Source organism: Clostridioides sp. ES-S-0054-01 (assembly GCA_021561035.1).
Classification (GTDB): domain Bacteria; phylum Bacillota; class Clostridia; order Peptostreptococcales; family Peptostreptococcaceae; genus Clostridioides.
Map to the genome: position 1 here is coordinate 744,028 of CP067346.1, position 13,355 is coordinate 757,382.

13 protein-coding genes and 1 tRNA gene are annotated in these 13,355 nt (G+C 30.8%); all 14 read left to right on the forward strand.

The window, feature by feature from the left end; genetic code table 11:
- The first annotated feature begins 27 nt into the window (after positions 1-27).
- The 14 genes from JJC02_03790 (at position 28) to JJC02_03855 (ending at position 13,355) form a co-directional block, all read left to right on the forward strand.
- The gene (locus tag JJC02_03790; protein ID UDN55314.1) at positions 28-1,395 is read left to right on the forward strand and encodes an acetyl-CoA decarbonylase/synthase complex subunit gamma; all 1,368 of its coding nucleotides are present in this window, start codon (positions 28-30) and stop codon (positions 1,393-1,395) included.
- Between the two features lie 49 nt (positions 1,396-1,444).
- A complete protein-coding gene (locus tag JJC02_03795) occupies positions 1,445-2,251 on the forward strand; it encodes a dihydropteroate synthase (protein ID UDN55315.1) in 807 nt (268 codons plus the stop codon).
- 57 nt (positions 2,252-2,308) lie between these two features.
- A complete protein-coding gene (gene cdhC, locus JJC02_03800) occupies positions 2,309-4,435 on the forward strand; it encodes a CO dehydrogenase/CO-methylating acetyl-CoA synthase complex subunit beta (protein UDN55316.1) in 2,127 nt (708 codons plus the stop codon).
- 86 nt (positions 4,436-4,521) lie between these two features.
- Positions 4,522-4,899, forward strand: coding sequence for a glycine cleavage system protein GcvH (gene gcvH, locus JJC02_03805; GenBank protein ID UDN55317.1), 378 nt, complete (start codon positions 4,522-4,524; stop codon positions 4,897-4,899).
- 110 nt (positions 4,900-5,009) lie between these two features.
- Positions 5,010-6,938, forward strand: coding sequence for a DUF4445 domain-containing protein (locus JJC02_03810; protein UDN55318.1), 1,929 nt, complete (start codon positions 5,010-5,012; stop codon positions 6,936-6,938).
- A gap of 24 nt (positions 6,939-6,962) precedes the next feature.
- Positions 6,963-7,835, forward strand: a complete 873-nt coding sequence (locus JJC02_03815) for a radical SAM protein (protein UDN55319.1) — start codon at positions 6,963-6,965, stop codon at positions 7,833-7,835.
- Complete coding sequence (locus JJC02_03820; GenBank protein UDN55320.1) at positions 7,832-8,770, forward strand: radical SAM protein; 939 nt, start codon at positions 7,832-7,834, stop codon at positions 8,768-8,770. The genes JJC02_03815 and JJC02_03820 overlap by 4 nt, the downstream gene beginning before the upstream one ends.
- Before the next feature lie 46 nt (positions 8,771-8,816).
- Positions 8,817-9,632 carry a lipoate--protein ligase family protein gene (locus JJC02_03825; protein UDN55321.1) on the forward strand — a complete coding sequence of 272 codons (816 nt, stop codon included), beginning with the start codon at positions 8,817-8,819 and terminating at the stop codon, positions 9,630-9,632.
- Between the two features lie 149 nt (positions 9,633-9,781).
- Positions 9,782-9,973 (forward strand): CooT family nickel-binding protein, encoded by a 192-nt coding sequence (locus JJC02_03830; GenBank protein UDN55322.1) that lies wholly within the window; start codon positions 9,782-9,784, stop codon positions 9,971-9,973.
- 18 nt (positions 9,974-9,991) lie between these two features.
- The gene (locus JJC02_03835) at positions 9,992-10,408 is read left to right on the forward strand and encodes a DUF3842 family protein (GenBank protein UDN55323.1); all 417 of its coding nucleotides are present in this window, start codon (positions 9,992-9,994) and stop codon (positions 10,406-10,408) included.
- A 15-nt stretch (positions 10,409-10,423) separates the two neighbouring features.
- Positions 10,424-10,774: a zinc transporter gene (locus JJC02_03840; GenBank protein ID UDN55324.1), complete on the forward strand. Its 351-nt coding sequence runs from the start codon at positions 10,424-10,426 to the stop codon at positions 10,772-10,774.
- Positions 10,775-11,269: 495 nt separating this feature from the next.
- Positions 11,270-12,049 (forward strand): histidinol-phosphatase HisJ, encoded by a 780-nt coding sequence (gene hisJ, locus JJC02_03845; protein ID UDN55325.1) that lies wholly within the window; start codon positions 11,270-11,272, stop codon positions 12,047-12,049.
- 338 nt (positions 12,050-12,387) lie between these two features.
- Positions 12,388-12,478, forward strand: a tRNA-Ser gene (locus JJC02_03850).
- An 88-nt stretch (positions 12,479-12,566) separates the two neighbouring features.
- Positions 12,567-13,355, forward strand: coding sequence for a flagellar motor protein (locus JJC02_03855; GenBank protein ID UDN55326.1), 789 nt, complete (start codon positions 12,567-12,569; stop codon positions 13,353-13,355).

Genomic DNA, 13,355 nt, shown 5'->3' on the forward strand with positions numbered 1-13,355 from the left:
AATTGTTAAGGTTAGGGGGAAAAAATAATGGCATTAAAAGCTTTAGATATATTTAAATTAACACCAAAGAAAAACTGTAAGGATTGTGGATTCCCAACTTGTATGGCTTTCTCTATGAAGGTTGCTTCAGGAGCTGTAGAAGTAGGTAAATGCCCACATATGTCTGATGACGCTATAGCAAAATTATCAGAGGCTACTGCACCTTTAATGAAAGCTTTAAAAGTTGGTGCTGGTGCATCTGAATACGAATTAGGTGGAGAAACAGTATTATTTAGACATGAAAAAACATTAGTAAGTAGAAATAGATATGCAGTTTCATTCTGTACATGTATGAGTGACGAAGCTGTAGATGCTAAAATAGCTAATATGAAAAAAGTTGACTATGTAAGAATTGGTGAACAAATGAAAGTTGAAATGGCTGTTTTAGAGTATTGTGGAGACAAAGATGCATATTTAAAATTAATTGATAAAATAAAAGGCAGTGGATTAGAAATAGCTTATATTTTAGCTTGTGATGATGCACAAGTAGTTAAAGAAGCTGTTGAAGTATTAAAAGATGCTAGACCAATGGTATATGGAGCAACTAAAGAGAACTACAAAGATATGATAGAAGTTGTTAAGGGAGCAAGTTTACCATTAGGTGTAAAAGCTGGTAGCTTAGAAGAATTATATGAAACAGTTGAATTAGTTCAAACTGCTGGATATAAAGAATTAGTATTAGATGTAACAGGAGAAAACATAAAAGATACTTACACTAATGCTATACAAGTTAGAAGAATAGCTTTAAAAGAGCAAGATAGAACATTTGGATATCCTTCAATAGTATTTGCAAATAGATTATCTAATTCAAACCCTATGATGGAAGTAGCTTTATCATCAATATTTACTATAAAATACGGTTCTATAATAGTAATAGATGATATTAATTATGCTAAGGCATTACCATTATTCGCATTAAGACAAAACATATACACTGACCCACAAAGACCAATGAGAGTTGAACCAAAGATTTATCCAATCAACAACCCAGATGAAAATTCTCCAGTATTAGTTACTGTTGACTTTGCATTAACTTACTTCATAGTTGCTGGTGATATAGAAAGATCAAAAGTTCCAGTATGGTTAGTAATACCAGATGCAGGTGGATATTCAGTTCTTACATCTTGGGCTGCTGGTAAATTTGGTGGAAACTCAATATCTGCTTTCATTAAAGAAAGTAAAGTAGAAGAAGTAACTAATTGTAAAGACCTTATCATTCCAGGAAAAGTTGCAGTACTTAAAGGTGATATAGAAGATAACTTACCAGGATGGAATGTAGTTATAGGACCAGAGGAATCTATGGAATTACCTAAGTTCTTAAAAGGATACCAAGAAAAAGCATGCCAAACAAACTAATAAAATATTAACTAACTATTAATATTAAATTTAAAGGGGGACATTATAAATGGAAAAATTTATGATTATAGGTGAAAGAATACACTGTATATCACCTTCAATAAGAAAGGCATTAGCAGAAAGAGACCCAGCTCCAATCTTAAAAAGAGCTAAAGAACAGTTAGAAGCAGGAGCACATTATATAGATTTTAATATAGGACCTGCTGAAAGAGATGGCGAAGAAATAATGACATGGGGAGTTAAATTACTTCAATCTGAGTTCAACAATGTTCCTATAGCATTAGATACAGCTAATAAAAAAGCTATCGAAGCTGGACTTAAAGTTTACGATAGAACTAATGCAAAACCAATAATAAACTCTGCTGATGCTGGTTCAAGATTTGATTTAATAGATATAGCAGCTGAATATGAAGCAATGGTTATAGGCTTATGTGCAAAAGAAGGTATCCCAAGAGATAATGATGAGCGTATGGCTTACTGCCAAGAAATATTAGAAAAAGGTTTAATGTTAGGAATGGAGCCAACTGATATACTATTTGACCCATTATGCTTAGTTATAAAAGGTATGCAAGAGAAACAAGTAGAAGTTTTAGAAGCTATAAAAATGATGACTGAAATGGGACTTTTAACTACAGGAGGATTATCTAATGTATCTAATGGATGTCCTAAGCATGTTAGACCTGTTTTAGATAGTGCATTCTTAGCAATGGCAATGGCTAATGGATTTAGTTCAGCTATAATGAATCCATGTGACCCAGAATTAATGAAAACTGTAAAATCTTGTGACATAATCAACGGGGCATCTTTATATGCAGACTCTTTCTTAGAGTTAAATGAAGGTGGATTTGCTTTCTAGGGTTTTTAGGGTATAGTTAATAAAAAAATAGGTATAAATATTAAAGGGGGAAATAGAATGAATCTATATAATATAATCTTTACAGGGTCAGAACAAGCTTTAGGTGCAGCTCAGGCTATGTTAGCCGAAGCTATAGAAAAAAATGGAAAAGAGCATAAAGTTGCTTTCCCTGATACAGCATACTCATTACCTTGTATATATGCTGCAACAGGACAAAAAATGAATACTTTAGGGGACTTAGAAGGTGCTTTAGAAGTAGTAAAATCTTTAATAAATAGAACTCATTTATTAGAACATGCTTTTAATGCTGGTTTAGCTACAGCTTTAGCTGCAGAAGTAATTGAAGCATTAAAATATTCAACTATGGATGCTCCATATAGTGAGCCATGTGCAGGTCATATAACTGACCCTATAATCAGATCACTTGGTGTACCACTAGTTACAGGAGATATACCTGGTGTTGCAGTTGTTCTTGGTGAGTGTCCTGATGCTGAATCAGCAGCAAAAGTTATAAAAGATTATCAATCTAAAGGTTTATTAACTTTCTTAGTTGGTAAAGTTATAGACCAAGCTATAGAAGCTGGAGTAAAAATGGGTCTTGAACTAAGAGTTATACCTCTAGGATACGATGTAACTTCTGTTATCCACGTTGTATCTGTTGCAGTAAGAGCAGCGTTAATATTCGGTGGATTAACTCCTGGTGATTTAAACGGATTATTAGAATACACAGCTAATAGAGTTCCTGCATTTGTTAATGCATTTGGACCACTAAGTGAATTAGTTGTATCTGCAGGTGCTGGAGCAATAGCTTTAGGATTCCCAGTTGTAACTGACCAAACAGTTCTTGAAGTTCCAATGAACTTATTAACTCAAAAAGATTACGATAAGATAGTAGCTACTTCATTAGAAGCTAGAGGAATAAAAATAAAAGTTACTGAAATACCTATCCCAGTTTCATTTGCAGCAGCATTTGAAGGTGAGAGAATTAGAAAGAGCGACATGTTTGCTGAGTTTGGCGGAAACAGAACTGAAGCTTGGGAACTTGTTGTTAAGAAAGAAGCAACTGAAGTTGAAGACCATAAGATAGAAATAATAGGACCAAATATAGATGAAGTTGATGCAGATGGTGTGCTAAGATTACCACTTGCTGTAATAGTTAAAATAGCTGGTAAAAACATGCAAGAAGATTTCGAGCCAGTTCTTGAAAGACGTTTCCACTACTTCTTAAACTATATAGAAGGTGTAATGCACGTTGGACAAAGAGATATGGCTTGGGTAAGAATCTCTAAAGATGCATTTGATAAAGGATTTAGACTTGAGCATATAGGAGAAGTTTTATATGCTAAGATGTTAGATGAGTTTGAATCAGTTGTTGATAAGTGTGAAATAACTATAATTACAGATGCTGAAAAAGTTTCTGAATTAAAAGGTGAAGCAATAGCTAAGTACAATGCTAGAGATGAAAGATTAGCTTCACTAGTTGATGAAAGTGTTGATACTTTCTATTCTTGTAACTTATGTCAATCATTTGCACCAGCTCACGTTTGTGTTGTTACTCCTGAAAGACTTGGTCTTTGTGGAGCAGTTAGCTGGTTAGATGCTAAGGCTACTAAAGAATTAGACCCAACAGGTCCTTGCCAACCAATAGAAAAAGGCGAGTGCTTAGATGATAGAACAGGTGTATGGAATTCAGTAAATGAAACTGTAAACCAAATATCTCAAGGTGCAGTTGAATCTGTTACATTATACTCTATATTAGAAGACCCAATGACTTCTTGTGGATGCTTCGAATGTATCTGTGGTATAATGCCAGAAGCAAATGGATTTGTTGTAGTTAACAGAGAGTTTGCAAGTGTTACTCCAGTTGGTATGACTTTTGGAGAACTTGCTTCTATGACAGGTGGAGGAGTTCAAACTCCAGGATTCATGGGACACGGAAGACATTTCATATCTTCTAAAAAATTCGCTTATGCAGAAGGTGGACCAGAAAGAATAGTTTGGATGCCAAAAGAATTAAAAGATTATGTAGCTGATAAATTAAATGCTACAGTTAAAGAAATGACTGGAATAGAAAACTTCTGTGATATGGTTTGTGATGAAACTATAGCTGACGATTCTGAAGGAGTATTAGCTTTCTTAGAAGAAAAAGGTCATCCAGCATTAGCTATGGAAAGTGTAATGTAATTGATGGAAAATTTAAAATAGTGTGATATAATATTAATATGATTTAAATAATTTAATCAATAATATAATATTGGGGGTCTATCGAAATGAAATTATTACCAGAATTAAAATACTCTAAAGATCATGAGTGGGTAAAAGTAATTGATGGAGATGTTGTATATATAGGCATAACAGACTATGCTCAAGATCAATTAGGAGAAATATTATTTGTTGAAACACCAGAAGTAGAAGATACTGTAACTAAGGGAGTTGATTTTGGAGTAGTTGAATCTTCTAAAGTAGCTTCTGATTTAATATCTCCTGTTAATGGTGAGGTATTAGAAGTTAATGAGAAATTAGAAGATGAGCCAGAATGTATAAATGAAGACCCATACGAAAACTGGATATTAAAAGTAAAACTAGCTGATGTGGCTGAACTTGATACGTTATTAAGTGATAAAGAATACGAGGCTGGATTAGAATAATTAAAGATTAGGATATTATTATAATTGGGGAAAGTATAGTAAAATTTGAGTGCACGCAAATTTAGCTATACTTTCCTTTTATAATATATAGAACAAATTGGGAGGATAATATGATAAAAGTAACTTTTACACCAAACAATAAAGAAGTTTATTGTAATGAGGGGGATATATTGCTAGAGGTTGCAAGAAATGCAGATATATTTATAGACGCTCCTTGTAATGGAAATGTGTCTTGTGGTAAATGTAAAGTAAAATTATTGAATGGAAAAGTTGATACAGAAAAAACAAGACATATAACGGATGATGAGTGGGAACAAGGCTATATACTAGCTTGTTGTACAAAGGTAATTTCAGATATAGAAATTGAAGTTCCTTCTAAAGTATCATCTTCTATGCATGGTATGAAGATAGAAGGTGGTAACAAAAAAGAAGATAGAGAAATATTTGAAAGAGCCAAAAAAATAATTGAAGAGCATAACCTTCAATTTAAAACAAATATAAAAAAGAAATACATAGAAATGGAAGAGCCAAATTTAGATGATAATATAAGCGATGTAGATAGACTGGAGAGATACGTTAGAAATAATCTAGGATATAATGAAATAGATTTTAGGTTGGATATACTTAGAAAGATGCCAACCGTATTTAGAAAGAGCGATTTTAAAATTACAATAACATATGTTCAAAAACAAAAGAAACTTACAATCATAAATATAGAAGAAGGAAATAAAGAAAATTCCTTATATGGAGTTGCAATAGATATTGGTACAACTTCAGTAGTTGTATGTTTAGTAGATTTATATTCAAAAGAAGTAGTAGATAAAGCATCTTCTGGAAATGCACAGATAAAATATGGAGCAGATGTTATAAATAGAATTATATATTCAACTAAAAAGAATGGATTAGAAACACTTCACAAAGCTATAGTTGAGGAAACTATAAACCCTCTATTAAAAACAATATACGAAAGAAATGGAATAAATAAAGAGGATGTAGTTACGTTAGTAGCTGCTGGAAATACAACTATGACAAGCTTATTCTTAGGTGTGTATACAGACTTCTTAAGACAAGAGCCTTACATACCTCCATTTTTGAAATCTCCAAAACTTATGGGGGAAAATGTGGGTCTTTTCGTAAATGACAGTGCATATGTGTACTTAGCTCCATCTGTTGCAAGTTATGTAGGAGGAGATATAACAGCAGGTGTACTATCAGCAGGTATATGGTCAAGTGAAGAAAATGTTTTATTTATAGATTTAGGAACTAATGGAGAGATAGTATTTGGAAATCAAGATTATATGATGAGTTGTGCGTGTTCAGCAGGACCTGCCTTTGAGGGCGGAGGTATAAGCTGTGGAATGAGAGCATCAGCAGGAGCAATAGAGAAAGTAACTATTGATAAAGAAACTTTAGAGCCAACATTAAAAATTATAGATGAATGTGTCCCAGTTGGTATATGTGGTTCTGGTATAATTGATTTAATCTGCCAAATGATTACTAAAGGTGTAATAGATAGAAGAGGTAAGATATACAGGGATTTGGATAATAAGAGAGTTAGATTTAATGAGCATGAGATAGGAGAGTATGTATTAGCATTTAAGGAAGAGTTTGATTTAGAAAATGATATAGTAGTCAATGAAGTTGATATAGATAACTTCATTAGAGCTAAAGGAGCTATATATTCAGGTGCATATACTCTTGTAGATAGTTTAGGCATGGACTTTAGTATATTAGATAGAGTTTATATAGCAGGTGGTATAGGTAATAACTTAGACATAGAAAACTCAATAATTATAGGATTACTTCCTGATATTGATAGAGAGAAATTTACTTATATTGGAAATAGTTCGCTTGTTGGTTCTTACTTAGCTCTTATAAGTAAAGATGCAAAAAATAAGCTTGAGGAAATAGGTAATCAAATAACTTATGTTGAACTTAGTGTATATCCAAGTTATATGGATGAATTTATATCTGCATGTTTCTTACCACATACGAATATAGAGCAGTTCCCAACAGCAAAGAAATTACTGGAAGAGTAAAATGTAATTGAAAAGGAATAAACTATGAATAAGAATATATCTGAAAAAATGAAAATAGCATTTGATATTAAATTAAAGAATTTTGGAAATAAAATAGAGTTTGCTTATCCTAATCAGACACTAGCTCTTAGTACTACAAGTAATCAATGTAATTTGAAATGTGCTCATTGTAATGGTCACTATTTAAACAATATGGTGCCAATAGAGGATTATAAGGAAAAAGTACAGTCAAGAAATATAACTAGTTTTTTATTAAGTGGTGGATGTAGTTATGACGGTGATGTTCCAATGAGTACTCATATTCAGACTATTAAAAGGTTAAAGGAACAAGGGTACAGGTTGAATGCTCATTTAGGTCTTATGGATAAAGGTAGTATTATAGAGTTGTGTAAGTATTTAGATATAGTATCTTTTGATTTAGTCTTTGATAAAGAGACTATAAGAGAAGTTTATAAGATGGAAAAAAGTAAATATGATTATATTGAAGTTTATAATACAATAAGAGAAAATACAGAGGTAGCACCACATATATGTATTGGTTTAAAGGGAGGGCAAATAAAGGGTGAATATGAAATTATAGAATACCTACAAGAAAATCCTCCTAATAAACTTACATTTATAGTACTTATTCCAACGAAAGGAACTGAGTATGAAAATGTAGACCCACCTAAATTAGAAGGGGTAGCAGATATTCTGTGTGAAGCCAGAATTAATTTGCCAAATACTGAAATTAATCTAGGGTGTATGAGACCAAGAGGATTGTATAGAAAAGAGTTAGACCAGCTATCTATAATGTGTGGAGTCAATAAAATAGTACTACCATCAAGGTCTGCTAAGAATAAGGCTATAGAAATGAATATGACAATAACTGAGTGTAAGGAGTGTTGTGTTTTATGATTAGATTATCATCTGGGACAGCAATAGAACTTGGAATACTAAACAAAAAAAGCGATATACCTCCTACTACAGCGTATATAATGATTGGAGAAAAATGTATAAACAAATGCAGTTTTTGTTCTCAATCAATAGAAAGCAGTACTAGAAAAGATAAGTTATCAAGAGTAGTTTGGCCAAAGTTTTCTAAAGAGGACATATTAGATGCTTTAAAAACTTATAAAGGAGAAAATATAAAGAGAATATGCATTCAATCAATGGCAAGTGAAGAAGCACACAAGTCTGTTTTAGATTTTATAAACTATATAAGTGGTAAGATAGATATGCCAATTTCATTATCTGCAAAATTAGAAAATAATGAACAGATAAATAAGTTTTTTTCAGCAGGAGTAGATAAAATAGGAATAGCGATAGATGCAGCAAATAAAGAATTGTATGAAAAAATAAAAGGAAATAATTATGATGAAAAATTAAAATTTATAACTGAAATGTCAAAAGCATATCCAAATAAAATAAGTACTCATATAATAGTTGGTATGGGTGAAAGTCATGAAGATATATACAACTTATATACTTATTTAAAGGAAAATAATATAACGATTAGCTTATTTGCATTTACTCCAGTTAGAGGAACTAAAATGGAAAAAATAAGTCAGCCAAAGATAGAAAATTATAGAAGGGTACAATTAATGTCTTATATGATAAATAAAGGTTATTCGAAAGAGTACTTTGAATTTAAAAATGGATACTTAGATAGTATAAAACTTGACAATGATATTATAAAAGACATAAACAAGGGTTATCCTTTTGAAATAAGAGGATGCAAGGACTGCAATAGACCATACTATAATGAAAGACCAGGAAGTACTATATACAACTATTCAAGACCTTTAAATCAAAGTGAAATAGACTTAGCAATAAGAGAAATAAATTTGTAGAGGATTTCTAGGATATATTTATACTAAAGATGGGGGCGTAATAATCATGAATCAGTGGAGAGTTATAAATAATAAATCATATGATGGTGCAATGAATATGGCAATTGATGAAGCTATATTTACTGCATATAAGAAGGGACATAGTAAGCCAACTCTTAGATTTTATACATGGGAGCCAGCTTGTTTGAGTATAGGATATTTTCAAAGATTGGAAGACGAGATAGATTTGGATAAGTGTAAATGTATGAATATAGACTATACTAGAAGAATTACAGGGGGAAGAGCTGTATTACATGATAATGAGTTAACTTATAGTATAATTATAGGAGAAGATAATCCTTTAATTGATAAGAGTATCAACCTATCTTATAGATATATAAGCGAAGGTCTAGTTAAAGGATTGAATTTAAGTGGTATAGAAACAGATAATTTAAATAAGGGCGAGAGAATAAGTAGGGAAAATCTATCAGCTGCATGTTTTAATGCACATGCATCATATGAAGTTACTATTAATAATAAGAAGGTAATTGGAAGTGCTCAAAGCAGAAAAGACGGTGTTTTATTGCAACATGGTTCAATAATACTGGATTTTGATGTAGAAAAATTGTTTAAACTGATAAAAACTAAGACGCCAGAATTAAAAAAAAGGGCTATGAAATTTACAGCTAAGAAGGCTAGTGGAATAGAAAATGAACTTGGTAGAAAAATAGACATAGATATTCTACAGGAAAACATAGTAAAAGGATTGGCTGAACAATTTAATGTTGAGTTTGTAGAGGGCGATTTGACTGATTACGAGAAGAAATTAGCTGAAGAATTATATGAAAAATACAAGAATGAAGAGTACAATAAAAAGCGTTAACTTTAATTGACTTTATATAAATTAAAGTGATATACTTAAGGTATAATAATATACGAAAATTGAAATCATGAAGGTTTCTTTGGTGTATTGAAATACCTAAGGAAATCTTTTTTTGATTTTTAATAAAATCATATTAGGAGGAGATTTATATGTGTGAATCATCAGCTTTCATTTGTAAAAGTAATAATGAGTTAGAAAAGGTTATGGAAAATGTGGTTAATATAGACCCTTGTGATGGAAAGATTTATTTAACTGATTTATTAGGAGAGCAAAAGATAATAGATGGGATAATTAAAGAAATAAGATTGATGGACCATAAGATAATAATACAAGAAAATTAATTAATAGGGGAATTTCATATGATAATAGCAGTGATAGATGGAATGGGTGGAGGTATTGGAGCCCAGATAGTTTCTTCTTTGAGAGAAGAGTTACCTACATATGTAGAAATTTATGCACTAGGGACTAATTCTATAGCAACTAGTTCTATGATGAAGGCTCATGCTAATAAAGGAGCTACAGGGGAAAATGCTATAGTAGTGTCAGCTAAAAAAGCAAATATAATAGTTGCACCTATTTCTGTAATAATACCTAATTCTATGATGGGAGAAGTTACTTGCAATATAAGTGAAGCTATTGCAGACAGTGAGGCACTTAAGATACTTTTACCTATTATGCCAGAAAATGTGGAGTTAGTTGGATTAGAAGGTAAACCATTAGCACTACTTGTAAAAGATTCTGTAAATCTTATAAAAAAAGAATTTAATATAAAATAACAGGGGGAATAACTAATGATTTTTGATAGAGAGATTGTAAGATATCATCATGGTCATCATGACCATGACCATTGTCACGAACATACTCATGGAGATATATGTCATGAACATCCACATGACCATGCTCATGACCACGACCACGAACATAGCCATGAGGAATCATCAGAGTCTAAGGATGAAAAAACTTTAAAAATACTTTTGGTACATTGGATAAATCACAATGAAACTCATGAAGAAGGATTTAGAGAGTGGGTTGAAAAAGCTAGAGCTATTGGAAAAGAAGAAACAGCAAAGAGTATTGAAAAGGCTATAGAGTATATGGAAGAAGCTAATAAAATGTTGTTAGAGGCTAAAAAACATATGTAAATATAATTAAATCGCTTATATGTTTTAATATAGGCGATTTTTACGTTTTTGATATTTAATTATTGAAATTTCTAGATAGTATGTAATATACTTTAATGAGTAAATTTTATTATAAGATTTAGTTATTTAATGCTCAGTATTTATGTATTGAGAGTTACTATCTAAAAAAGTATCAATGTTAAGTCAAAAATAGTATCAATATTAAGATACTTTAAAGAATGTTAAAAATAGTATCAATATTAAGATACTTTAGAGAATGTTAAAAATAGTATCAGTATTAAGATACTTTAGAGAATGTTAAAAATAGTATCAGTATTAAGATACTTTAAAGAATGTTAAAAATAGTATCAGTATTAATATATTTTAAAGAATGTTTAAAATTACTTCAATATTAGATATAATAAAAATTAGTATGATTAAAAAATATTGTTTTGAAGTTAAAAAAATTCATGTATTTATATGAGATTTTTTATTTAAAAAAGGAGTGAATTATTTATGAGAGATGGTCATATACATTCACCTTATTGTCCTCATGGGAGTAAGGATGATTTTGAAAAATACATACAAAGGGCAATTTCTGTTGGAATAACAGAAATGACATTTACAGAACATTTTCCATATGCAAATGGATTTAAAGACCCTGCTCCTGAAAATGATAGTTGTATGAGTATTGAGGATTTACCAAAGTATCTCAATGATGTTAAGAAGTTGAAAGAAAAATATGAAGGTAAAATCAAGATAAATGTGGGGTCAGAAGTAGATTTTATAGAAGGATACGAAGAAGGGACAAAGAATAATTTAGATAAATACGGAGAAGAGTTAGAGGATTCTCTCTTATCAGTACATATAATTAAAATTGATTATGATTATTATTGTGTAGATTACAGTGTAGAAGAGTTTCAAAATTTAATCGACAAGTTAGGTAGTATTGAAGCTGTTTATAATAAGTACTATGAAACATTGATAAAAGCTGTAAATTCAGATTTAGGGATACATAAGCCAAAAAGAATAGGTCATTTAAATTTAGTTAGAAAGTTCAATCAGGTATTTCCATACGATTATGTAGGAAACAAAGTACTTGAAGATTTAATAAAGTTAATCAAAGAAAAAGGTTATGAGCTTGATTACAATATTTCTGGAAATAGAAAAGAGTACTGCAAAGAACCTTATATAGATGGATACTTATTGGAGTTGGTAAAAAAATACGATGTTCCATTAGTTTTAGGTTCAGATTCTCATTGTGCAGAGGAAATAAATAACTACGATATTGTTTAGATATATTCACATAAAAGGCTGTAGATAAATTTGTATAAAATAAATTTATCTACAACATTTTGTAAATTTAGATGATTTAAAATAACAATAGAATTTAAAAAATGTCCTTCTTGGATTAGTATTATTTTAGTTTTTGTATAACTTACAATTAAGTTAGGATTTATGTATATTTATCAAATAATATTATAAGTATTATGCAAGATAATTTTACCATATTTGAAACTTACATTTAAGTAAAAAAGTAAAAATAGATATTTAATAATTCAAAATAACTTAAATTTTATAAAATAATTGACTAAAATATAGTTTTATTATATAATTTAATAGTATAGAAATCTGGAGAAGTACTCAAGTGGCTCAAGAGGATCCCCTGCTAAGGGATTAGGCTGGGTAACCGGTGCGAGGGTTCGAATCCCTCCTTCTCCGCCAATTATTGAAGGCTATTCTTGTTAAAGATAGTCTTTTTATAATGTCTATAAATAATTCGATATGTATAACTAAAGAAAGGAGGGAATAGATGATAACTTTAATTTTTTTCATAGTGGGGATAGTATCTTTAGTAGTTGCTTTTATCATTGACGGAGGGCATGTTGGAGCATTATTTGTGTTTTCATCAGCACTAGTTGTTTTTGGTGGAACTATAGGAGCTGTTGGGGCTTCAACGCCATTTCCAGTGTTTAAAAAGTCTATAAAGATAATGTTATTAGCTTTTAAAAATAAAAGACCTAATAATATAGAAAATATAATATATTTCAAAGAAATTGCAATCAAGGCTAGAAAAGAGGGGCTTCTTAGCATTGATAAAGAAATAAGCGAGAATGATGATTTAGACCCTTTTATTAGAAAAGGTCTTGAACTTATGGTAGATGGAGTGGATGCAGTTACTATAAGAAACATATTGGAATCACAGATACAGATAACATCAAAACGACATAAAGAAGGAATAGCAATTTTTGATTCAGCAGGGGGATATGCACCTACACTGGGGATAATAGGTACAGTTATGGGGCTAGTACATATTTTAGGTAATCTTTCAAGTAATCCAGATGCATTAGGACCTCAAATTTCTGTTGCGTTTTTGGCTACTTTATATGGTGTTGGTTCTGCCAATTTAATATGGTTACCAATAGCATCAAAACTTAAGGCTATAAATCAACAGGAAATAAGCGAAAGACTTTTGGTGATAGAAGCAATACTATCTATACTTGAGGGTGATAATTCTAATTTAATGACAGAAAAATTAAAAATATTTTTAAATTCAAAAGAATTAGTTGAACTTGAAGAGACTGATGTTAAAGCTGAATAA

Excerpts from the sequence above, each read along its gene's own strand:
- cdhC (UDN55316.1), top strand. The coding sequence starts at position 2,309 with ATGAATCTATATAATATAATCTTTACAGGGTCAGAACAAGCTTTAGGT.
- JJC02_03830 (UDN55322.1), top strand. The coding sequence starts at position 9,782 with ATGTGTGAATCATCAGCTTTCATTTGTAAAAGTAATAATGAGTTAGAA.
- JJC02_03840 (UDN55324.1), top strand. The coding sequence starts at position 10,424 with ATGATTTTTGATAGAGAGATTGTAAGATATCATCATGGTCATCATGAC.
- hisJ (UDN55325.1), top strand. The coding sequence starts at position 11,270 with ATGAGAGATGGTCATATACATTCACCTTATTGTCCTCATGGGAGTAAG.
- JJC02_03810 (UDN55318.1), top strand. The coding sequence starts at position 5,010 with ATGATAAAAGTAACTTTTACACCAAACAATAAAGAAGTTTATTGTAAT.
- JJC02_03815 (UDN55319.1), top strand. The coding sequence starts at position 6,963 with ATGAATAAGAATATATCTGAAAAAATGAAAATAGCATTTGATATTAAA.
- JJC02_03790 (UDN55314.1), top strand. The coding sequence starts at position 28 with ATGGCATTAAAAGCTTTAGATATATTTAAATTAACACCAAAGAAAAAC.
- JJC02_03825 (UDN55321.1), top strand. The coding sequence starts at position 8,817 with ATGAATCAGTGGAGAGTTATAAATAATAAATCATATGATGGTGCAATG.
- JJC02_03855 (UDN55326.1), top strand. The coding sequence starts at position 12,567 with ATGATAACTTTAATTTTTTTCATAGTGGGGATAGTATCTTTAGTAGTT.
- JJC02_03820 (UDN55320.1), top strand. The coding sequence starts at position 7,832 with ATGATTAGATTATCATCTGGGACAGCAATAGAACTTGGAATACTAAAC.
- gcvH (UDN55317.1), top strand. The coding sequence starts at position 4,522 with ATGAAATTATTACCAGAATTAAAATACTCTAAAGATCATGAGTGGGTA.
- JJC02_03795 (UDN55315.1), top strand. The coding sequence starts at position 1,445 with ATGGAAAAATTTATGATTATAGGTGAAAGAATACACTGTATATCACCT.
- JJC02_03835 (UDN55323.1), top strand. The coding sequence starts at position 9,992 with ATGATAATAGCAGTGATAGATGGAATGGGTGGAGGTATTGGAGCCCAG.